This is a genomic window from Carnobacterium sp. FSL E2-0243, assembly GCF_038003605.1.
Taxonomy (GTDB): Bacteria; Bacillota; Bacilli; order Lactobacillales; family Carnobacteriaceae; genus Carnobacterium; species Carnobacterium maltaromaticum.
The window spans coordinates 30,273-53,142 of sequence record NZ_JBBOPM010000001.1 but is presented as its reverse complement, the minus strand read 5'-3'; the positions used below and the strand labels follow the sequence as shown (position 1 = coordinate 53,142).

Here is a 22,870-nt window from a genome sequence, read left to right as displayed (position 1 = left end):
TACTTTCACCTAATCTTTCATTAAGCCTAGCTGATTCGTTACATCATACACCGGACTCCAAGCCGGATGAAAATAATAATCTTTTTGAGCAAGTTCTTCGACAGTAATCCCCATCTGAATTCCCAAGGATAGCGTGTTAATTTTTTCTAAAATATTTGATTTAGAAATGAATTGTGCACCTAATATTTTTCGAGTCTCTTTATTATAAAGTAATTTCCCTTTGATGGGCTCTTGATTAAATAGAGAACTTGATTGAGTCACATATGTTGTTGAAATTTCTTCATCAAAGAAAATACTTTCCGCTTCGGTCATTCCAGTACTAGCTATAAAATAATCAAAAACTTTAGTCCCAATTGTTCGAGCACTGCCAATAAAAACAGTTTGTGGCTCTATTAAATTATCAACTACCACAACCCCTGCTCGCACAGCATTATTCGTCAAAGATACATAAAAAGTTTCACTTGATAAACTTGAAGGAATTTGGATGCAATCCCCAATAGCAAAAATATTTTCCGCCGAAGTTTTCAAATACTCATCCACAAAAATGCTGCCATCTTCATGACACCGAATCCTTGGATCTAAATAAGGAAGATTAGGTTTCACACTTAGTGCAAAAACCGCACACTCGCTTTCTATTTCCTGATTATTCGTAGTCAATATAACACGATTTTCTATTTCTTTAATCTCTTGGACGGTTTCATTAAAGTAAGAAATAACCCCTTTATTTTTCATTTCCAGCAGTAAGGGAGCTAACATTTCTTGATCAAAATATTTCACTAAAATTCCGCTCATGCTTTCAATTAACTGAACTTTCTTATTTTGTCTGACTAGGCAATCTGCCATTTCAACACCGACTTGTCCACCACCAACAATTGTAAATGTCTGATTTTCGTTAACTAAAGCTAGTGCTTCTTGGGCTTTTTCTATTGATTTATATTTCAAAATTCTTTCAGAATCAATTCCTTTAATTCGATAAGAATTTTGAATAGAGCCTGTTGCTAAAATCAATTTATCATAGGCTATATTTTTAAGTATATTTTGGTTCTCATAGCTAATTATCTGATTTTCTATATCCATTTTTTTAACTTCTGCAGCTAGAATCAAGTGAATATTATGTTCCTCAATTTCTGCCTCAGAAATAAAGTAGGCCTGTTGAAGGCTTTCAATCTCGCCATTTAAAATCAAATGGAGCGCACTAGGGATGAATCCAATAGTATTTTTCTTTTCAAGTAACACAATTTCTGCTTTTGGGAATTTTTTTCGCGCTGTTACAGCTGCTGTCACTCCAGCAAAAGAACCACCGACAATAACAATTTTCATAAAACTCCTCCTTCACACTCTACTTGAAACATAGCAGAATGATTTATTTTGGTCAATCATTACCTACTTAATTTATTTTATTCTTATAAAAAAATGGTTAAAAAAGGCATCTCTTATAGTAGAGATGCCTTTATGTTATTGAAATATGACTTCGTACTATTGATACATTTCTGGTTTTAAAACAGCTACATAAGGTAAATTACGGTAGCGTTCCGCAAAATCAATTCCGTACCCAACAACAAATTCATTGGGAACTAAAAAACCTACATAATCAGCTTTGATGTCGACAACTCGTCCTTCTGGTTTATCTAACAACGTAACAAGTTTAACCGTATTGGCTCCACGTCGCTTAAATAAACTCACTAGGTACTCTAAAGTTCGACCACTATCAATGATATCTTCAACAATAATAATATCACGATCGGCTGCACTTGCACTTAAATCTTTAATAATTTTGACTTCTCCTGATGAAATAGTTGAATTGCCATAACTCGACACATCCATAAAGTCAATTTCTACATTAATATCCATTGCTTTAGCTAAATCCGTCGTAAAAAAGATAGCTCCTTTTAAAATGCCAACCAATAAAGGTTTTTTATTGCGATAATCCTCAGTTAATTCTTTACCAAGTTCAGTCGTTCTTTGAGCTAGTTCTTCCTTTGAATAAAGAACCTTTAGAATATCATTTTGTATCATTTAGTTAAATCTCCTTTGAATTTCAAGCTTTCTTCGTTAAAAAACGTTCACTTATATTTTAGCAGTTTTGCTTAAGATACACAATTTTGATTATAAACTCATTACTCTTTAAGCATCCGCACGTAAATCCAATTGATAGTAATCTAAATCCAAAAATTGATTGAACTTATAGCCGACTGCTTTCAACGTACCACAATAAGTAAAACCTAATTTTTTATGCAAATGAATACTACCAGGATTCCCATGATCGATTCCACCAATCATCACCCAATAATCAGCTACTTTAGCTAATTTAATGAGTTCGATTAACAGTTTTTCACCGATGCCCTTACCTTGATGTGCTTCGCCAACATAGATAGAATGTTCAATTGTATAACGAAAAGCACTTTTCTCTCTAAACGGACCATAAGTCCCATATCCTGCAACAATTCCATCTTCTTCAAAAACAATCAGCGGAATCTCCTTTTGTCGCTTTTCATTAAACCAGGCTAACTGTTCCTCAATCGTATGAATTTCTTCATCATAAGTTGCAGTTGTTTTTAAAATAGCTTGATTATATATTGCTAAAATTAATGGAATATCTATTTCAGTTGCCAAACGAATCATTTAAGTCCCTCCTTAATAAAAAGCTCGTTGAGACGGTTAGCTCCGGCAAGAAAACAGGAAAAATTGATATGGTGTTTTTTGCCATCTCGAATCTTTAGCTTTTTCTCGAGAAGCCGGCTCACAAGAGCTAGCCTTAATAAAATTATACTTATCAATCTAAGAATATTTACAAATACAATCATTTTTTTACAGCTTTGTTGTAACTCTTTAAAATGATTCTAACAACAGAAGAACTATCGTCGTTTAACCAATATCTATAAATTTATTATACTATAATTTAGATGCGGGAATCGCAATAGATGGTTGGCTAAATCTCAGTAAAAAGGGGTGTATGCCTATGTTAAATGATAGTTTTACTCCTAGAAATGATTAAACATGTCTGTTTTTGAAGCCTTGATGTTCGCGTTAGCGTTCACAACGTTAGCTTTAAAAATTTACGATCATAAAAACAAAAAATAACCATCTACTAAAACACTTAACCAGTGAATAGATGGTTATTCATCAATTTATTTACTAGCTACCGTCTTTTGAACGGTTCTACTTTAAAAGGGATCATGTTGACGCATGGTTCCTTTTTCAATTTTAGTATAACATACTCAGTTGGCCTCCTTCAATCTAAAATTCTAGCTGAGTGGGCTACACTAAATAAAATGAATTTAAATTCACAAACTTATTCTTGTACCTTCTGAAAAATATAAATGTTTTTTTGTGTCTCCGACTCATGTATCGGTCTTCTTTAACAAGTACATAAATAAAAAAAGACTTTATTAGTGAATATTTTCACTTACATTAGTTACATAAGTTTAGTTTAATTACATATTGTTAACTTTTTCACAAATAGGCATTATGATAGGTATGTAAACAAGATATGGCCGTATCAAATATATAAAAAAGCTACTTATTATTTGTGATTAAAAACACATTACTGGAGGAACACTCATGGACATCTTAGAAATTATTCAAACGACCGTAACAGATATGACAATTATTAGTGCAATTACATCAACGGTTTTCATTATTATGCTTGGCTTCTTTTGCCGAAAAAAAGGAATCTTTTCAGCTGAAGTTGGAAAAATATTATCAAAAGTAGTTTTAACAGTTGCATTACCAGCCTTAGCTTTCAACGCGTTTATGCAAGATATTGATCCTGACACATTGAAACAAGGGATGAACGTTTTAATTTGGGGAATCGCTATTTACATCATTTTGATCTTCATTTCAAAACCTTTCTTCCTTAGTTATAAAGGAGACAAGCAAGATACATTACGTGTCTTAACTATTTTTGGATCAACAACATTCTTCGGAACACCAATTGTTAGTGCTATCTATGGACCTGTCGGAGTTATGTTCAGCTCTATCTTTAACATTGGATACCGTATCTTCCTTTACTCATATGGTTACATCAAAATGAGTGGTTTAAAAATGGAACTTAAAAATATCAAAACAATGTTTTTAAACCCTATCGTTATCGCAACCTTTGCTGGATTATTCATTTGGATTTTCCAAGGTTCAATGCCACAAGTTACTGTTGCTGGAATTGATGGCGCTGCGGCTCATCAAGTAGCTTTCTTACGTATCGATCAAACAGCTCTCTGGTTATTCAAACCAATGACTTACCTTGCTGGACTTGCTTCACCACTTGCTTGGTTATCTATCGGTTCAACTTTAGGCGAAATCAGTTTCAAAAAAGCTGCTTCAGACAAAACTTCTTGGTACTACAGTGTTGTTAAAGTTATCTTAGTTCCAGCTATCAACATTGTTTTCCTAGCTATTCTAACAGTTACAAACATTTTACCAGTTAGCTTTGTAGCACTTGCTACCATCGTAATTATGATGGCTACACCAACCGCAACCGTTGCTGCAGCTTATGCCATTAGTTTTGATAAAGATGCTTTACTGGCTTCCAACGCCTCACTCTTATCAACTGTTATGGCCGTCATCATGACTCCTGTCTGGATTATTATTCTAGAAGTCATTAGCAAAACAGGATTATTCTAAAAATTCACACTCGCTTTATCTATTAAATCTTAGGAGGAAACAATTATGTTTAAAATCGCTTGTTACGGAGTTCGACCAAATGAAGTACCTTTCTTTCAATCACTAAATAAATACAACTATGAATTAACATTAGTAGAAGAATTACTAACTCACCAAAATATTCAAACGGCTCAACATCATGATGCTGTTTTATTAAGAGGAAATTGTATTGCAGACCGTCAAAATTTAAGTAAAATGGCCGAATATGGTATAAAATATGTCTTCACAAGAACTGTCGGCTTTAATCACATTGACTTAGAAGCTGCTGCTGAATACAAAATGGAAGTTGCTCGCGTTCCTTCATACTCACCAAATGCAATTGCAGAGCTTTCTTTAACACTAGCAATGATGTTGTTACGCAATACTGCTTACACAACAAACAGAACCTCTTTTAAAAATTTCATCGTTGATAGCCAAATGTTCAGTCGTGAAATCCGTAACTGTACCGTTGGAGTAATTGGAACAGGTAAAATTGGTTTAACTGAAGCTAAATTATTTAAAGGCTTAGGCGCTAAAGTTATTGGCTATGACGTTTTCGAATCTGACGCAGCCAAAGAAGTACTTGAATTTAAAAGCTTAGATGCTCTTTTAGCAGAAAGTGATATTGTTAGTATCCATGTTCCTTACTTCCCTGGAAAAAATGACAAAATGATTAATGCAGAATTCTTATCTAAAATGAAAGAAGACGCTATTTTAATCAATACTGCTCGTGGTGAATTACAAGACAACGAAGCCATCCTTGAAGCTTTAGAAACCAATCAAATTGGTGCCTTTGGGACAGATGTTTTTGCAAACGAAAAAGATTTATTCTTCAAGAAATTTTCACCTTGGCAAGCATTACCAGATCCAACTGTCCAAAAATTAGTTGATCTATACCCAAGAGTCTTAGTAACACCTCATATTGGTTCAAATACGGATGAAGCCTTAGCAAATATGGTCGAAACCAGCTTCGAGAATTTCAATGAGATTCTAACTACCGGAAAAACTGCTAATGCTGTTGAATTACCAGTCTTAGCTTAAATTAAATAAACAGAAAAAAAGTGCTCCTACCATCATGTGTAGAGCACTTTTTTTCTGCTTATTAAACTTCTGAAATTGGTTCTGATAATAACAGACTACCCTGAATTCCATAATAATTGACAACCATTTTAGAAATATCTGTTGCCCAGTATGCAATACCAGCTTCTCCAGCTAATTCAGTAAACTGTTCAAAAGTGATTTCACCAGCTTGTGCACGCTTGACAGCCTGCTTGATTTTTTCAGCAGATTCAATGGGTACTACTGGTTTGGGAATACCGTTAAATTGAATGTCAATTGAACTATCTTCATCATAGTAGCGATACATGCCCGCAGCGACCCTGTACTCATAATGAGAGACTCCAATTTCTTTAAAATTTTTAATTAATTCTGCAAATCCACCTGCATTCGTTTCATTATTAATTATTTTTTCAATTTCCTGATAATCCAATCCCACAATCTGACCTCCATTAGTCCTATTAATTTTTCAAATACTTTTCAATCTCATTTTGATGGGTGTCTCTTAACGAATACAGTGTCAAAGGTCGTCCAATTTCTAAATATTCCATTTCCTCATGCAAAATCTGAATATCTACCAGAAATAATAAATACTTCTTAGTTGAAATGCGTGACAAACCAATCTCTCCGGCTAATTGCTCCGTTGAAAAACTACCTTTTATTTTCTGAATCTGACGATAAACCTTCTTTAAAGTTAACTTAGACAAACCCTTAGGTAAATCCTCGACTTTTCCCGAACTAACAGGAGCTGCTGGTATCGTTCCGCTATTAAAGTATTTATCCAGTTGACTCTGATCGGTTGACTGTAACTCTTGCGTCACATCAGTTAATTTTTCAAATTTCTCAAAAGCTAGTTTAAAACGCTCAAAGGTAAATGGCTTGATTAAGTAATCTACCACACCATAATAAATAGCTTCCTTGACTGTCGAAACATCATTCGCCGCAGTAATTAGAATAACAGCAACGTTTATTTTTTTATCATGTAGCTCTGCCAAAAATTCAATCCCTGTCATACCTGGTAAATAGACATCCAGTAGTAGCAAATCGACTGATTCTTCAGCAAGTAATTCACGTGCATCTGGTATATTCCGTACATTTCCAACAATATGAACATCCGCAATTTTTTCTATAAACTGTTGATTCAGCATGGCAACCATTGGGTCATCTTCAATAATTAAAACGTTTGTCATGTTGCTTCCTCCATTTCATATGGGAGTTCAATATAAAAGGTTGTCCCTTGGTTTTGTTGACTTTTAACCTCAATAAAACCTTGATGATTCGTGACAATCGTTTGAATCAAATTCAATCCATAACCACGATGCTCTCCTTTAGTTGAGAAGCCTCGCTCAAACATTTTCGCCTGAATATCTGCAGCTATTCCCTGACCAGAATCTGTAACTTTGATGATCAAAATCTGACCCTCAAGATCATAACTGACTAACAAAGTTACGCGCTTATCAAGAGTATGAGCAACTGCCTCTTTTGCATTATCTAATAAATTACCCATAATTTGCAATAACAAGTGGATGCTCTCTCCTGTTTTTAATTCTGGTAAAAAGGACTGCTCCTCTAAAATGATTTCAACCCCTTGTTCTTTCGCTTCATTAATTTTGCCTAACAAGAAACCTGCAATCGCCGGAACTTTTATTTTCTCCGTAATATAACCAACTTCTTCTTGATAATCATTATTCAACTGTCTAATAAAGCTTGTTACTTCCGAATATTTTTCTAACTCTATCAACCCTAAAATGACATGCATTTTATTCATAAATTCATGGGTCTGAGCCCGCATTGAATCAATGTATTGTTCCGTTCCACTCAACTCATGAATTAAATTTTGCATTTCAGATTGATCCCTAAAAGTCGCTACTGCACCCGCAAAATCTCCCTCGATAAAAATCGGGGCTACACTAGCAATAACTTCTATCCCACTCAAATATAAGGCTTGGTCTTTCAGTTTCTCTTTTGTTTCAAAAACTTGCTCAAACAAAACTGAATATAAAACTTCGTCTAAATGGACACCTAATTTAATTTCTTGTTGAATATCAGATTGAGCAAACATTTTAATCGCTTCACGATTCACCAAAACAATTTCTTGATTGCTAGAAATTGCTAAAATACCTTCACTGACTTCATTCTCAATAATTTCTTTTTCACTTAATCGAGTAGCAATTTCACTAGGCTCTAAACCAAATAAAATTGATTTAATTTTTTGTGCTAAGAAAATAGCTCCAATAACACCAACAATTAGACCCAAACCTAATCCTACTAAAATCTTCCACTGTGCATCACTGACATCACGATTAATGGTATCCATCGTTAATCCCACACAAACAACACCAATCACCTCTCCACTACTATTAAATACCGGAGTAAAATAACGATAGCCATCGCCTAGAACACCTATTTGCTCGGAATAATGACTTTTACCAGAGAGCGCTTTTTTAGCATCTTTAACATTTGAGAATGTTTCACCAATCACTGTTTCATCGGGATGGGATAAACGAATCATATTCGTGTCTAACACTACAACAAAATCTACATTGGTCGTATCAACAACCATTTGTGCATAATTTTGGACCTCATCTTGCTCGACCAAACCTAGCAAGCCATCTTTAACAATACTACTTTCCGCTGCTAAATTAGCTATATTGGCAATCTTTTCTTTTGTATTTTCAAATTCCTTAGCAATAACATAATTTCGAATTAAAACAGCTGAAACCACTAAGGACACTAACGTTGCCGCCGTTACAACCACAATAATAGTGGACTGCAAAGATAATTTTTTTCGCTTTGGGACATTTACTAGCCCTTTTTTTATTTTAGTTTTCATATTTATAGGAGTCCCCTTTTATTTTCTTTCTTCAATATACCCAATAAAACCTTATTTAGCAACCTTTTAAGCACAAAAACAAGTAAACAGAAACTCTTGACCTGATACGCGTTTCACAAGTTACACTAGTAAAAACAAGAGAGGATGATGGAAATGAATACAATTATCGAGATTACAGATAAGATTGGTCTAGATTATTATTTTGTAACCTTAACACTCAATCATGATAAATTGGAAATCAAAAATACACACTCTAAAATCAAAAAAATCCAGCGAGAGTTGCCGATTTCTAAAATAGAAAAAGTTACCTTAACCCAAAGATTTGGAGCTAAAACCCTAAATTTCCACTATAAAAACGAATTTTTTTCAATTGTTGATTGTGGTACAAGTATCGTTCCTTTTCTAGAGGCCGTTTTTATAAATAAAATAGTCTAAATAGAAAGAAAGGGTTTACAGTTATTTTTTAAAATGCTACGCTATAACTAGATTGTTTTTACAAATTTTTCCTAAATTTTCATCAAAAAGAAAAACAAACGCTTTCTATATAGATGCGTTAATAAAATAGAAATGGGTGATTTAAATGGTCAAACGATTACTAAGTAGTAGTGCAAGTGATGTTGCTAAAATGAGTCCATCTGAATTAAAGCAGGCGATTCTAGCTTCTGAAGGACGTACAATTTGTTCCGAAAACGTTGTAATGGCACCGCCAGTTGCAGGAGATATTACCAACGCTGAAGTGGCTAGCGCTTATGGAGCCGATTTAATTTTACTAAATGCATTTGATTGCTTAAATCCGATTATTTTAGGACTACCAGGCTTTTCTAATTTCAACGAGATTGTTGCTGCAATGCAAGATACCAGTAAAAATACACGGAATCCCGTTGCAGAAGTCAAAAAATTAGTTGGTAGACCCGTTGGCGTAAATTTAGAACCTGTTGATCTAGAAGCTGATATGGCCGAAGATTTGTTAATCATTTCTGAAGGCCGAATTTGTTCAGAAGCAACTTTAAAACGCGCTGATGAACTGGGCTTTGATTTTATTTGCCTAACAGGAAACCCTGGTACCGGTGTAACAAATCGTCAAATTGCCAAAGCTGTGATACTAGCTAAAAAACACTTCTCTGGTTTGGTTATTGCTGGGAAAATGCATGGCGCGGGAGTTGCTGAGCCTGTAGCATCGACAGAAGCGATTCACGAATTTATTGAAGCTGGAGCAGATATTATTTTGCTACCTGCAGTTGGAACTGTTCCTGGATTCACCGATAGCGAATTGATTGAAGCTGTTAAATACGCTAAATCTAAAGGCGCTTTAACCATGTCTGCAATTGGAACTAGCCAAGAAAGTGCAGATAAAGAAACCATTAAACAAATTGCGATTCGCAATAAAGTTGCTGGTGTTGATATTCAACATATTGGCGATGCTGGTTACGGTGGTTTAGCACCTGCTGAAAATATCTATGCTATGTCGCTCGCTATTCGTGGTATGCGTCACACAATGAACCGAATTTCACGATCAATTAATCGTTAACTAATTTATAATCTAGTTTACTTGTATCACGAATTCATTCTTATTCTAATTAAAAAAACTCAATTCAAGTTAAGTATGTTTACCCTACTTTGTCTGAATTGAGTTTTTAATTTTTACTTTAACATAGAATTAAAGAAATCTTTCACTTATATAATTTTGTAACTGGCCTCGTTAATCAATATAACTCCTGACAATTTTTCTTGAGCTGGATAATTAGCTCTATAGTTCACAAAAAACCACCTTATCGAGGATTAATAACTTTAATTTTATAATAATTGTCCTCGAATCATGATCTTTGTATTATATGATAAAAAAACCTTTCACATAGTCTTCAATTTGTGTATCATCAAAATGCTTCATTATATTTAAAGCTTCATCCATCATGAATTTTCCTGTTGATTCGTCCCCAATCAACATATAATAACGTCCTTTGATATAATATAAAATACTCTTTTCCCACAAAAAATCATCTGTCAAAACTTTTTCAATCGCCTCCATAAAAAAATGAGCATCTTCTAAAAAACCATATTTTAAACACTTTAAAATTGTATTTAAAATGGCCTTAATCACAATTTTCTTCAACTCAATATTTTCTGTATATATTTCTAATTTACCCAATAATTCTTTAGAAAATAACAATACAATCTGTATATTTAGTTTTTCAATTGCATGACTATACAACAAAAGTTCATATTGAGTCCAATCTTCAATAGAAAATAAGTAATCGCTCAATTCAGTCAAATAAGCTTGAGGAACTTCTTCCTCTTCCTCTAAGCTATCTAATAATATATAAATAACGATATAGTTCAGTTTATTTTTTTTGTCTCCACTCAATTTAAATTCTTTCATTTCAGCTGTCATTTTTTCTTTCAATTTACAAACATCTTTATTTTTGTAATAATATTTAATAATACTAAAGAACATTTTTACAGGGTTGTCTTGATAACCATTTAACATTAATTCAAATTCATCAAAGCCTATATTAAGTTTATCTAAAATCTTGAAAAATTTATCAATTGTTAACATCGTTTCACCGCGCTCAAACTTAGATAACAACGAATAAGACATAATTCCCTCAGAAATTTCCTCTAGACTCTGTCTTTTGTCTAATCTAATTTTTCTGATTAACTCACCGTATACTTCATGCCCATCATTTTGCAATTTTGTACTCATAACTTAACCTCACTTTGTAATATATTAAAGAATATATATATACGGTCCTGATAAAGACTATAATATAATTACAGAGTGAGAATTCAACTATATCCGACTTAACTATATCTGAAAAAAGCACTCGATTCAATACAATAAATAACTCCTTATTTAAAATTTCAAGCTTAGATGATGTTTAAAGTAAGAGCTCCTTTTCTTTTTAACTAAATAATTTACTCTTTAGTGTATCTAACATTTTTTCAAACGGTTACTTAAACATAAGAATTCAGTCCAAAACAGACTTCTTTCAGAAAGATATATGGCGTAAATTTTCTTGCCATAGAAAGACTTTTTTCTTAAAAAATCTATTCACAAAAACTACCCCCAATAAAAATATTTTTAACTTCTGTTTCAGCTTATTACCAGTTTTAAAAACAATTTTAGGAAAGGAAAATGTATATTAACATGAATATACAAGGTAATTTATGGGAATTATTGACAACTGCTTCAACGATCGATATATTTACTCCATTGTGTTTATATCTCTAGATACTCAGTACAGGCACCAACGCTTGATTTCATTGACTGATGATTGGGATAAAAGTGTAATAGAAAATTTTTTTACAGAAACTTTTAATCATTCCGTTGTTGTTGAATCAATTGATTTTTATGATACTGCGTGGTCAATAAAAAAATAAATGAAAACTTCAAGTTTAACTAAAAAAATTAGAAGCTATAAAAATTTATAGCTTCTAATTTTTAACTCTTAATTCTTTTATTTAATGGGGTAGTTTATGTATAGAAACTTATATTCTATGCTAGCTTAATTCGTTTTTAGTACATTTCTACAATTAGATAATAATATCGATATCCACGGTACCCAAATAAAAACGCGGACCTTCTATAACCAAATCCCCCCAAAATAGACCTATCAATTAACCTTAAGGTCTTTGATAAGATGGGTTGTGAGGGATCGAACCCACGACCCGCAGATTAAGAGGCATCAGAGGTATGAATTTTGCGTATCAAACCGCTTTTTTACATGGATTATTTCATATAAATGTCTATTTCCCATACTATTTTAACCAGTTTATACGATATTTATGCAACTAAAAACTAAAAGTAAATAACAAAAAAAGAAAAGCTAATTGTACTAATTAATTTTTCTTTTTCTGTTGCTATTCAAAATACTATTTTCTTAACTTTTATTTTTTTACTATTTTAATTATTGAAAAAATTAATAAGAGCGCAATCAATAAAATCCACACATAATCAAATACTGTATAAGCTAGTTGGAAATTATAATTACTCCATATTTTATAAACCAAAAGCAAAGTACATAAAATACTAACTAATGTTGGATATTTGATGAATTTATTCATGTATTATCCCCCGCTTATCTACTATTTATTTGAATACCGTTTAATCTAAAATAGATAATAACACCTTTACCATTATTTTTATGAGATATTTGAGAACCAATACCTGTTGCCATAGCACCACCTAAAGCTACTAAAGCTGCTGCGGGAACTCCTAAAGAAGCTAATGATGCTACTAATGAAGTTGTACTACCAGCTCTAGATAATGTATAAGCCCAATCTTTAGCTTGTTGATTGCTTAATGTAACAGTATGGACTGTCATAGAAGGAGCAGCTCTTTTTGTTCGAGCACCTGTATTACCATCACCCGAAGATACAGAATTAAGTGTTGCGATAGTCTCAACCATAATTCTATAGTCATTACTAGAAACTAAATTTTCTGCCAATGGATCTAAAGTAAATATCCCATCAGTTTCAACAAGATATTTATTATACGCTTCTACCATAGAAAGTGGATTTTCTATGCCATTTTCTTGTGTATCACTTTCTCTTTCATTTAAGATAAGAGAGTTTTCTTGAGTAAAATCCTCTGATGCTGACACTGTAGACAGTGGGACTGTAGAAACAAATAATAGAATACTTGAAATTAATACTAATACTTTTTTCAGTAATTTAATCCCTTTTTTATTTTTATATAAGAATTATTTTATTTTTAATTGCCTAGATAATTATTATTTTACATATACATATATTTTTTGTCAATAAACAATGCTAACCAAAATCTAAAAAATATTAATTTATAGCTTTTTAATTATATATACCAATAAATTACAATCTTTATAGTACAAAATTGTATATAAAAGACTTTTTTAAATAAAAAATTTCTTCGTAATTAATAGTTACATACCAAATATATGAGGCAAGAGATGTATGCTTTTTGTATATCAAATCGTTTGTTTATATGGATTTTTTTCATATGCTTGTCTATTTTTCCATAATATTTTAATCAGTTTGTGATTAGTTTAGTTTTTTCAATACTGTAGTAACATTGATTACCAAAATTTTTATTGTATTTGATATTGAATACTCTCTTTTTTTCTTTTCAACCACAGAACAAGTATTATCTATCTTATGTTTTATAATAAGTTAAACACTCTATAAGATATGGAGAGTTACATTAAATCAAAAACTTTTTGAAGCACTTCTTGAATGGAAAAATAAGCAAAAAATCATTTTAGAGAATTTAGGTGTGGATTATAACGAAAATGAAATTTATATTTTTCAGTATTCCAAAATATCAGCTAGACGAGTTTTTTTATCGACAAATAAAGAAGATATGTAACAGAGGTGATAGACCTATGGATAATATTAGGCTGCATGATTTTAGACATTCTCATGTCGCTTATATTATTGATAAGGGAGAAGAACCAGTTATCATAAAAGAACGGCTAGGGAATGCTTCAATAACTACAACAATAGACACATATGGGCATTTATACCCAAATAAACAACAAGAAACGAGTGATAAATTTGATACCGATTTTTAGGTTTTCTGCAATCTTCTGCAATCTCAAATTTTTTCAAAAAAAAATAAGCATATCAATAAACCGCTAAGTCCTTGATATGCCTTCAATTTAGTTAATGGGTTGTGGGGGGATCGAACCCACGACCCGCAGATTAAGAGTCTGCTGCTCTACCAACTGAGCTAACAACCCATGCATGAATAAAAACTCATTACAGGAATTAGTTTACCACTTATGGGTTGATTATGCAATAAAATATTGAACGCTATCATTATTTCTAACGAATGGTAAAATAAATTTTCCAATTAAAAAAACTAGCAGAACAAACTATTCTACTAGCCTCTTATCAAAAAGTTACTGCTATTTTACAGCCTTACGTACACTATTCGCTACAATATCTGCTACACCCGGTGTAAATACATCTGGCATAATGTAATCTGGCGCTAATTGTTCATCCGTTACGACACTTGCGATCCCTTGAGCTGCTGCAATCTGCATCTCAATTGTGATATCACTCGCACGAGCATCCAATGCTCCACGGAAAATCCCAGGAAATGCCAATACATTATTAATTTGATTAGGAAAATCGCTCCGGCCTGTCCCAACGATATAGGCGCCTCCAGCTTTCGCTTCATCTGGGAAAATCTCAGGAGTTGGATTTGCCATTGCAAAAACCATTGCTTTGTCATTCATATGACGAACCCATTCTTGTTTTAAGGCCCCCGGAGCTGATACACCAACGAAAACATCTGCTCCTTTTAAGGCTTCTTCTAAACTCCCTGTCCGGTGTTCTAAATTGGTGATTTTTGCCATCTCAGCATGATGCGTCGGTAAATTTTCATCCGTTGCCGAGATAATTCCAGTCTTATCAACAATCATTAAATTTTTTACTCCAGCAGCCAAAAACATCTTACTAATCGCAATTCCTGCTGCTCCACCACCATTAATAACTGCATGAATCTCATCGATTTTCTTCCCTGTCAAACGTAAACCATTATAAAGTGCAGCTAAAACAATAATCGCTGTTCCATGCTGATCATCATGGAAAACGGGAATATCTAATTGCTCTTTTAAACGACGCTCAATTTCAAAACAGCGCGGTGCGCTAATATCTTCTAAATTAATCCCACCAAAAGAAGGCGAAATGGCTACAATATGAGAAATAATTTCTTCTACATCTTGAGTTGCTAAAGAAATAGGAACGGCATTTACATTCCCAAAACGTTTGAACAGGGCTGCTTTCCCTTCCATTACCGGAATAGCAGCTTCAGGTCCGATATTTCCTAAACCTAAAACAGCTGAGCCATCTGTCACAACCGCAACCATATTGCGTTTAGTCGTATAATCAAATACTTTTTCTGGATTTTCAGCAATAGCTGTACAAACAGCTGCTACACCTGGAGTATACGCGATACTCAAATCTTCCATTGTTTCAATCGGAACTGTCGGAACCACTTCTAATTTTCCGCCTTTTTCTTTACTAATCGCTAATGCTTTTGCTTTTACATCTGTCATCTTCTACACTCTCGCTCTCCATTTATCATTTTTTATGATTATTTCTAATTTCTAAAAGAAAAATCGCATCAAAGCTGTCATTGAAATAACGGTTATCGCTCCGCCTAAACGTGTCGCAACTTGGGCAAAAGGCATTAAGTTCATGCGATTAGAGGCTGATAAAATAGCTACATCCCCAGTTCCACCCATTCCACTTTGACAAGCAGTTATAATTGCTGCTTCAATTGGATACATGTTCATTTTACCACCAACAAAGTAACCTGTTAAGACTACCGTTAAAACAACTGAAATCACAACAACAAAATATTGCCAAGATAACATACCCACAACATCCTTCAAAGGGATATATAACATTCCTAAACCAACCATTAGTGGGAATGTAAAGTTAGCAGAAACAAATTTGTATAATTGTTTTGAACCTTTTTCAATATCTCCTGGTAAAATACTTAAATATTTAAGCAATGCTGCCACCAAAATCATTAAAACAGGGCCTGGGAAACCTGTGAATTTTTGCAATAAACCACCAGCTATAAATAAAGTACACGCTACTAAAACACCTGCACCCATTAATTTAACATCCAATGGACTCTTATCTTCCTTCATCGCTTCAGCCATATCATCATCATCCGCATTTAATTTTACTAACTGTCCTTGACCACATTTATCTGGTTTCTTTTCACCCAAACGGTTTAAAAAACCTGAACTAATAATCGCAAAGAAATTTCCAATAATTGTCGCTGGAATCAATTGACCCACAAGTTGTTCGCTAGGAATCCCCGTAATAGCACTATACCCTAAGGAAAGGGGTAAAATACCCTCACCAATCCCTCCTGAGATAACTGGGGTCACAATGTAAAATAATGTATGCTCAAAACCTAAACCTAGTAACGTTCCAATTGCAGTACCTACTACTAATGCTAAAATCATACCACAAGCCATCGGAATTATCATGCGCATTAACCCCTGAACTAAGATTTTGCGATGCATTCCTAAAATACTCCCACAAACTAAGCAGGCAATATAAAAGTAAAGAAAATTAGCCTGTTTCATTAACATATCCGTTGCTTCCAATGTATTCGTATTAAAAAAATTGAAAAAAACGAGTATAGATGGAATCATCAATGAAAAAATGGCTGCTCCTCCAAAGTTTTTTAATCCAGGAATACTGCCACCAATTCCACCTAATAACCAACCTAAACTTAAAATAATAGCAAAACCACCAAGCATATTAACGGGTAACTCCTCAAAATAGGCAGATAATAAAATGACAAATGCCATTCCCAAGTAGGCGGGTAGAGGTATGGCTCCCACCTTTGCTGTCTTGATTTTTTCTACCCATGTTTTTGGAACTTCACTAACTTTTTTTACCTCTTCGTTTGCAACTCTCATCATCTTCCTCCTTCTATATAAAGCGCTTTCTTTAACTGCTTTTAGTATAAAGTTTGTGAAGAAAGATAAATAGATTATTTAACTAATTTAAGTGTTGTTTAATTACTTTAAATTGAAAGCGTTAAACCAAGCTATGTTATAATAAAATCAGAACTTATATTTGCATTTATTCCTTATAAAAATGGCACTTTTCTCTATATTAATTCGAAGGAGTTTCACAAATAATGAAGACACCGCGAAAAGGTCAGCGACTTTGGATGAAATTAACTCTAATGGTTTTAATGACAGTTATCGTCACCTTAATTACGTCATATATCTTACTCAATCAACAAATTACTAAATCTGTTAAAAAAAATGAAGAAATCCATTTACTTAAAGTGGCCCGAACTATCTCAGAATATCCTCTTGTTCATCAATCCTTAGAGCAAAAAAAGACTTCTTCTGAGTTACAAGAATACGCCAATCAAATGAAAACAAATTATGATTTAGATTTTGTTGTCGTTATGACAATGGATCATATTCGGCTGACACACCCTGATCCAACTAAAATTAATCAAGCTTTCCAAGGTGGCGATGAAGAATCAGCTTTAAAAGGTGTAGAATCTACCTCAATTGCAGAAGGAACTTTAGGCCCATCTCTAAGAGCTTTTGTACCTGTTTTTTCTTCTGACAATACTGAAATTGGGGTCATTGCTTTAGGTGTAAAAACAGCAACAATTAAATTGATTTCACAAGAAACAATGAAACCTCTCACCCTTAGCTTAATTATCGCCTTTAGCTTTGGATTAGGTGCAGCGATTTTCACAGCTTATACCTTAAAGAAACAAATGTATGATTTAGAACCAAAAGAAATTGCCCGTTTATTAGAAGAATGAAATGCTATGCTAGATTATACGAAAGATGCCATTGTCGTGACAGATAAAGAAAATACAATTAGTTTAGCTAACTTTGAAGCTCAGAGAATATTTAGCTTAATTTCTGAAAAAGAAATCATCGTTGGGAGCTCAATTCAAGATTTTTTACCCAACACTACAGCAATCTCTGATGAATCTATTGATAAACTCTATCATACAAACGGACTTGATTACCTAGTTTCAAGTGCTCCTATTATTGTTCGAAAAAAAATTATCGGTCAGATTTTCATCATCCGTGATGCCACTGAATTACATTTATTAACAGATCGTCTATTTAATACAACAGCTTATGCCACAACCTTACAAGCACAATCTCATAATTTTTTAAATAAGCTACATGTCATTTATGGACTAACCGATTTGGAAGACTATGAGCAACTGATGGAATATTTAGAAAAAATTCTTGAACCAGAGCAAGAATTTGCTCAACGTATGGTTTATCTCGTGCATAATCCTGTCATTGCTGGTTTTTTAATTGGGGAACGCAGTAAGTTTTCTGAAAAAAATAGCCCATTTATGATTGAAGTCTACCCTGATATCCCAGTTACCGACCAACAAAATGCAGCTCACTACTGGATGAGTTTAATTAGAGTCTTGAACCAGTTTATCTTAGAACATGAATTGGCTGAAAAATTACAAATTCGCTTCGGTTTTTGGAATCAACACTTGCAAACAACTTATGAACTAGAGTTAGATACACGGCTTCAATCCAACCTTCTAAATGAAATTGAAGGGGCTTATTTCAAAAAAATATTGTTGAGGGCTAATGGTCAGATGAACATTGAGAAAAATAAAAATTGGCTGAAAATCACATTTAGTGTTGCCTATTCGGAGGAGTTGTTATAATTATGTTTCGTGTTTTAATTGTGGAGGATGATCCAATGGTGCTATCTATTAATCAACGCTACCTACAAAAAATACCGAATTTTATAGTCGCGGGTACGGCGGATAGTTACGAACACGCTATTCAATTAACGAGTCAATTTTTCTATGATCTAATTTTAGTTGATATTCATTTAAAAAGTGGAAATGGATTGGACTTATTAAAGACTTGGCGTAAGCGTGAGTATCCGGCTGAAATTATTATGATTACGGCTGCGAGTCAGCAAGAAGCGCTTCGTATTAGTAAGCATTATGGGGTAACAGATTATATCTTAAAACCGTTTCAATTTAAGCGCTTTAAGCAGAGTATCGAATTATTTCAACAAAACCAGCTACTTCTGTCGTCAAATTCCGTGCTGACACAAAAAGAAATTGATTCTCTTCATCATTCTGACCCTTTAAGTATTTCTGAAATAGAGATGGAAAATAAATTAGAAAAAGGCTTAACTCAAACAACTTTAGACTTAATCGTCAGCTTGATTCAGCAACAAAAAGCTGGATTTACTGTTTCAGATATTACCCAAGCTACGGAACTTTCCCATGTTTCTGTTCGAAAATACTTACATTATTTGGAAAGTACGCAGCAAATAGAAATGCGTTTAGAATATGGAACTGTCGGGCGACCAACGAGTGTCTACTATTTAATAGAAAATTTTGATAAATAAAAAAAAGTATGACTAAATATAAAAATTTAGCCATACTTTTTTAAGTTAAATTTGTGCCCAAACACTTTCTAAAACGTTGGTTTGATTACGATCAGGGCCAACAGAGAATGTTGAGATACGAACGCCAACTAGTTCAGAAACACGGTGCACATAGTTACGAGCATTTTGCGGCAAGTCTTCTAACGTACGGCAACCAGTGATATCTTCACTCCAACCTGGCAATTCTTCGTAAATTGGTGTACATTCTGCCAATTCTTTCAAGCTTGCTGGATAATGGAAAATTTTCTCACCATTTCGCTCATAAGATGTACAAATTTTAACAGTTTCTAAACCGCTTAGGACATCAATTGAATTTAGAGATAAGTTTGTAATTCCAGATACACGTTTTGCATGGCGCATAACTACAGTATCAAACCAACCAACACGACGTGGACGACCTGTTGTTGTACCGTATTCTTTACCAACTTCGCGAATTTGGTTTCCAACTTCATCAAATAATTCAGTTGGGAAAGGACCATCTCCAACACGACTAGTATAAGCTTTACATACACCAACAACTTTATCGATTTTAGATGGACCAACACCACTACCGATAGTCACTCCACCAGCGACAGGGTTTGATGATGTTACAAATGGATACGTACCTTGATCGATATCTAACATCACGCCTTGAGCGCCTTCAAATAAAACACGTTTACCAGCATCTAATGCATCATTTAAGATAACTGAAGTATCGCAGACATATTGTTTTAATTCTTGGCCATATTGATAATATTCTTCGAAAATATCGTCAAATTTAAGTTCTGTAGAATCAAACATTTTAACAAATTGGCGATTTTTTTCTTCTAAGTTAATGCGTAAACGTTCTTCGAAAATTTCTTTATCTAATAGATCAGCGATTCGAATTCCTACACGAGCGGCTTTGTCCATATAAGCTGGACCAATCCCTTTAATAGTTGTTCCAATTTTTTGATCACCTTTGGAATCCTCTTGTAATTGATCTAATTTAATATGATATGGTAAAATCACATGTGCACGATCAGAAATTCGTAAATTATCCGTATTGATTTCTTTATCTTTCAAATAAGCCAATTCAGTAATTAATGATTTTGGATTTACAACTACACCATTTCCGATAACACTGATTTTTTCTTTATAGAAAATACCAGATGGAATTAAATGCAATTTGTATGTTACGCCATCAAATTTGATTGTGTGACCGGCATTGTCGCCACCTTGATAACGCGCAATCACTTCTGCGTTTTCACTTAAAAAATCTGTAATCTTGCCTTTTCCTTCATCGCCCCATTGTGTACCCACAACTACTACTGAAGACATATGAACACCTCATTAATTTTTTTTAGTATCAATAACAAATACCATCTAATTTTAGCAGTTTATCTAATGGGTTTCAACTTAAAAACGAATATTTCTTTTTTTTATCATAATTTTTTCATAAATTCACGAACATTATTTTATTTATCATTTTTTTAAAGGTAAAAACACGAACATTGAACTCTGTTTCTCAAAAAAAGCCTTTCTTCTTAATTTCAGAAGAAAAGCTTTTGATATCCTTTTACATCGGTTCTGGTCGGTAAGAAATCGAAGTAAATTTATTGTATTCTTTCACAAATAACAATTTAACTGTCCCACGAGCACCACTCCGGTTTTTTTCGATAATAACTTCTATAATGTTATCTTCCCCAGCTTCATCACGGTCACTATCGCGGTCATCATCATCCCCGTCTTCGCCACGATCATAATAATCATCACGATAAAGAAAAGCAACTATATCCGCATCTTGCTCAATCGAACCTGATTCACGAATATCACTCATTACAGGACGTTTATCTTGGCGTTGCTCAACACCCCGTGATAACTGAGACAGTGCAATCACAGGTACTTTTAATTCCTTAGCTAATTTCTTTAATTGGCGCGATATTTCTGATACTTCTTGTTGACGACTTTCTTTTCCGCTACCTTCAATTAATTGTAAATAATCAATTAAAATTAGGCCGATTCCGCCTTTTTCTTGCGCTAAACGTCGACATTTTGCTCGAATTTCAGCAATTCGAATCCCAGCTGTATCATCAATATAGATACTAGCTTTAGATAAGCTCCCCATTGCCACAATTAGATTTTGCCATTCTTCTTCGTTCAAATTCCCAGTTCGTAAATGACTCGCATCAATATTGCCTTCCGCACAAAGCATCCGGTTAACCAATGATTCGGCACCCATTTCCAGACTGAAGATTGCTACGGTTTCATCTGTTTTTGTTCCAATATTCTGAGCAATATTCAAAGCAAATGCCGTTTTACCAACCGCTGGACGAGCGGCAAGAATAATTAATTCTTCTTTTTGCAAACCCGCAGTCATTTGGTCTAATGCTTGATAACCAGTTGGCAAACCCGTTATCTCTTCATCATTTTGATACAACTGATCTATTTTTGCTATCGAACTATTAAGCACGTCCGAAATCGCTAAAAAACCGTTGCTATTTCGTCTTTCTGAGACTTCAAGAATACTACGCTCAGCTTGATCTAAAATCGCGCTTAACTCTTCTCCTTCTTCAAATCCTTGTGTCACAATATCTGTTGCAGTATGAATTAATTTTCGTAAAATAGATTTTCCTTCAATAATTTTAGCATAATGTTCCATATTCGCAGCTGTTGGAACAGCTACAGCCAATTCAGCCAAATAAGACATACCACCCACGTCTTCTAATTGATTTTGGCTTTCTAAGTTGTTCATCACTGTTACAATATCTATTGCTTCATTACGGTCGTTTAAATCCAACATAGTTTGGAAAATTAATTGATGCCCACGACGATAAAAATCTTGTGGCTCTAAGAACTCTAATGCGCCTACAACCGTTTCCGGATCAAGAAAAATAGCACCTAAAACGGCTTGCTCGGCCTCAATACTTTGAGGGGGTAATCGATCTTGAAAAGCTTCATTTGCCAATTTTTATCTTCCTTTCATAAGCTCATTTCCATCCGCTGGAACGTCTTGTCTGAATTTCTTTCAGTTCTACTATTTTACCGCAAATATTCCCTTTATACAATCATTCAATTATTAGAGAGTCGATTAAAATCTACAAAAAAAGAACTCCCTCTAAGAGTTCTTTTACCAAGACTTATTTCCTTCCACTTACTATGTAAATCAACCTTATTCATCCACACAGCTACAACTCGTTGTAAAATAGTTTCCTTTATAATAAAAACCTTCCTCAGAAAAATCAATTGCGAGATACTTTTTAACAGGCGGAAACTCTTCCACTAACATTATTTTAATCTCATCTTCGCTATGTCCGCTTGGTACAATCATTGTTCTAGAATAGACTTCATTATTAAAACCTAAAAATTCTACATTGACTATCTCGACATCTGTCCAATTATCTTCAATTTTCATTTTTCCTCCTCCTCGTTGAAACTAGTGAGAGCTTTCGTTTAACG

Annotated in this window: 22 protein-coding genes and 1 tRNA gene; 8 read left to right on the top strand and 15 right to left on the bottom strand. The window is 33.7% G+C overall.

Annotated elements, in window-relative coordinates; translation table 11 throughout:
- Positions 1–9 precede the first annotated feature (9 nt).
- The 3 genes from MHI00_RS00220 to MHI00_RS00210 form a co-directional block, all read right to left on the bottom strand.
- Entirely contained in the window at positions 10–1,320 is a 1,311-nt protein-coding gene (locus tag MHI00_RS00220) for an FAD-dependent oxidoreductase (RefSeq protein ID WP_341109996.1), read from the bottom strand.
- Positions 1,321–1,476: 156 nt separating this feature from the next.
- On the bottom strand, positions 1,477–2,016 hold the full coding sequence (hpt, locus tag MHI00_RS00215; RefSeq protein ID WP_010052427.1) for a hypoxanthine phosphoribosyltransferase: 540 nt from the start codon (positions 2,014–2,016) through the stop codon (positions 1,477–1,479).
- 108 nt (positions 2,017–2,124) lie between these two features.
- The gene (locus MHI00_RS00210) at positions 2,125–2,622 is read right to left on the bottom strand and encodes a GNAT family N-acetyltransferase (RefSeq protein ID WP_135053638.1); all 498 of its coding nucleotides are present in this window, start codon (positions 2,620–2,622) and stop codon (positions 2,125–2,127) included.
- A gap of 939 nt (positions 2,623–3,561) precedes the next feature.
- Here MHI00_RS00210 and MHI00_RS00205 point away from each other — a divergent pair.
- A complete protein-coding gene (locus MHI00_RS00205; protein WP_015075118.1) occupies positions 3,562–4,620 on the top strand; it encodes an AEC family transporter in 1,059 nt (352 codons plus the stop codon).
- A 45-nt stretch (positions 4,621–4,665) separates the two neighbouring features.
- Complete coding sequence (locus MHI00_RS00200; RefSeq protein ID WP_015075117.1) at positions 4,666–5,679, top strand: 2-hydroxyacid dehydrogenase; 1,014 nt, start codon at positions 4,666–4,668, stop codon at positions 5,677–5,679.
- Positions 5,680–5,740: 61 nt separating this feature from the next.
- Here the strand turns inward: MHI00_RS00200 and MHI00_RS00195 are convergent, their stop codons facing one another.
- Genes MHI00_RS00195 through MHI00_RS00185 form a run of 3 tightly spaced genes read right to left on the bottom strand, consistent with a single transcriptional unit; the run spans position 5,741 to position 8,527 of the window.
- Entirely contained in the window at positions 5,741–6,133 is a 393-nt protein-coding gene (locus MHI00_RS00195; protein WP_010052417.1) for a DUF1398 family protein, read from the bottom strand.
- 22 nt (positions 6,134–6,155) lie between these two features.
- Entirely contained in the window at positions 6,156–6,884 is a 729-nt protein-coding gene (locus MHI00_RS00190; RefSeq protein ID WP_010052415.1) for a response regulator, read from the bottom strand.
- Positions 6,881–8,527 carry an ATP-binding protein gene (locus MHI00_RS00185; RefSeq protein ID WP_035064903.1) on the bottom strand — a complete coding sequence of 549 codons (1,647 nt, stop codon included), beginning with the start codon at positions 8,525–8,527 and terminating at the stop codon, positions 6,881–6,883. Before MHI00_RS00185 ends, MHI00_RS00190 begins: the two co-directional genes overlap by 4 nt.
- Before the next feature lie 153 nt (positions 8,528–8,680).
- Between MHI00_RS00185 and MHI00_RS00180 the strand changes: the two genes are divergently transcribed.
- Positions 8,681–8,962 carry a hypothetical protein gene (locus MHI00_RS00180; protein ID WP_010052409.1) on the top strand — a complete coding sequence of 94 codons (282 nt, stop codon included), beginning with the start codon at positions 8,681–8,683 and terminating at the stop codon, positions 8,960–8,962.
- A 145-nt stretch (positions 8,963–9,107) separates the two neighbouring features.
- Positions 9,108–10,055 (top strand): DUF7916 family protein, encoded by a 948-nt coding sequence (locus MHI00_RS00175; RefSeq protein ID WP_229251517.1) that lies wholly within the window; start codon positions 9,108–9,110, stop codon positions 10,053–10,055.
- A gap of 300 nt (positions 10,056–10,355) precedes the next feature.
- Here MHI00_RS00175 and MHI00_RS00170 read toward each other — a convergent pair whose 3' ends face one another.
- The 3 genes from MHI00_RS00170 to MHI00_RS00160 form a co-directional block, all read right to left on the bottom strand.
- Complete coding sequence (locus MHI00_RS00170) at positions 10,356–11,228, bottom strand: Rgg/GadR/MutR family transcriptional regulator (RefSeq protein WP_135027009.1); 873 nt, start codon at positions 11,226–11,228, stop codon at positions 10,356–10,358.
- A gap of 1,184 nt (positions 11,229–12,412) precedes the next feature.
- Positions 12,413–12,589: a hypothetical protein gene (locus tag MHI00_RS00165; RefSeq protein ID WP_157454400.1), complete on the bottom strand. Its 177-nt coding sequence runs from the start codon at positions 12,587–12,589 to the stop codon at positions 12,413–12,415.
- Positions 12,590–12,603: 14 nt separating this feature from the next.
- On the bottom strand, positions 12,604–13,128 hold the full coding sequence (locus tag MHI00_RS00160) for a hypothetical protein (protein WP_341109978.1): 525 nt from the start codon (positions 13,126–13,128) through the stop codon (positions 12,604–12,606).
- 663 nt (positions 13,129–13,791) lie between these two features.
- On the opposite strand from MHI00_RS00160, the gene MHI00_RS00155 reads away from it, so the two are divergent.
- On the top strand, positions 13,792–14,073 hold the full coding sequence (locus MHI00_RS00155; protein WP_332629780.1) for a hypothetical protein: 282 nt from the start codon (positions 13,792–13,794) through the stop codon (positions 14,071–14,073).
- 95 nt (positions 14,074–14,168) lie between these two features.
- Here the strand turns inward: MHI00_RS00155 and MHI00_RS00150 are convergent.
- The 3 genes from MHI00_RS00150 to MHI00_RS00140 form a co-directional block, all read right to left on the bottom strand.
- A tRNA-Lys gene (locus MHI00_RS00150) sits at positions 14,169–14,241 on the bottom strand.
- Between the two features lie 168 nt (positions 14,242–14,409).
- Positions 14,410–15,564 (bottom strand): NAD(P)-dependent malic enzyme, encoded by a 1,155-nt coding sequence (locus MHI00_RS00145; RefSeq protein ID WP_035064908.1) that lies wholly within the window; start codon positions 15,562–15,564, stop codon positions 14,410–14,412.
- Positions 15,565–15,615: 51 nt separating this feature from the next.
- The gene (locus MHI00_RS00140; RefSeq protein ID WP_201734355.1) at positions 15,616–16,953 is read right to left on the bottom strand and encodes a 2-hydroxycarboxylate transporter family protein; all 1,338 of its coding nucleotides are present in this window, start codon (positions 16,951–16,953) and stop codon (positions 15,616–15,618) included.
- 224 nt (positions 16,954–17,177) lie between these two features.
- Between MHI00_RS00140 and MHI00_RS00135 the strand changes: the two genes are divergently transcribed.
- The 3 genes from MHI00_RS00135 to MHI00_RS00125 are packed head-to-tail and all read left to right on the top strand — an operon-like array spanning position 17,178 to position 19,414.
- The gene (locus tag MHI00_RS00135; RefSeq protein ID WP_341109971.1) at positions 17,178–17,828 is read left to right on the top strand and encodes a hypothetical protein; all 651 of its coding nucleotides are present in this window, start codon (positions 17,178–17,180) and stop codon (positions 17,826–17,828) included.
- Between the two features lie 6 nt (positions 17,829–17,834).
- A complete protein-coding gene (locus MHI00_RS00130) occupies positions 17,835–18,713 on the top strand; it encodes a sensor histidine kinase (protein WP_341109970.1) in 879 nt (292 codons plus the stop codon).
- 2 nt (positions 18,714–18,715) lie between these two features.
- The gene (locus MHI00_RS00125; RefSeq protein ID WP_229251510.1) at positions 18,716–19,414 is read left to right on the top strand and encodes a response regulator; all 699 of its coding nucleotides are present in this window, start codon (positions 18,716–18,718) and stop codon (positions 19,412–19,414) included.
- Positions 19,415–19,459: 45 nt separating this feature from the next.
- Here the strand turns inward: MHI00_RS00125 and MHI00_RS00120 are convergent, their stop codons facing one another.
- The 3 genes from MHI00_RS00120 to MHI00_RS00110 form a co-directional block, all read right to left on the bottom strand.
- Positions 19,460–20,752, bottom strand: coding sequence for an adenylosuccinate synthase (locus MHI00_RS00120; RefSeq protein WP_010052381.1), 1,293 nt, complete (start codon positions 20,750–20,752; stop codon positions 19,460–19,462).
- Positions 20,753–20,990: 238 nt separating this feature from the next.
- Positions 20,991–22,379: a replicative DNA helicase gene (gene dnaB, locus MHI00_RS00115; RefSeq protein ID WP_010052379.1), complete on the bottom strand. Its 1,389-nt coding sequence runs from the start codon at positions 22,377–22,379 to the stop codon at positions 20,991–20,993.
- 204 nt (positions 22,380–22,583) lie between these two features.
- Positions 22,584–22,826 (bottom strand): hypothetical protein, encoded by a 243-nt coding sequence (locus MHI00_RS00110; RefSeq protein WP_010052377.1) that lies wholly within the window; start codon positions 22,824–22,826, stop codon positions 22,584–22,586.
- Positions 22,827–22,870: the final 44 nt, after the last annotated feature.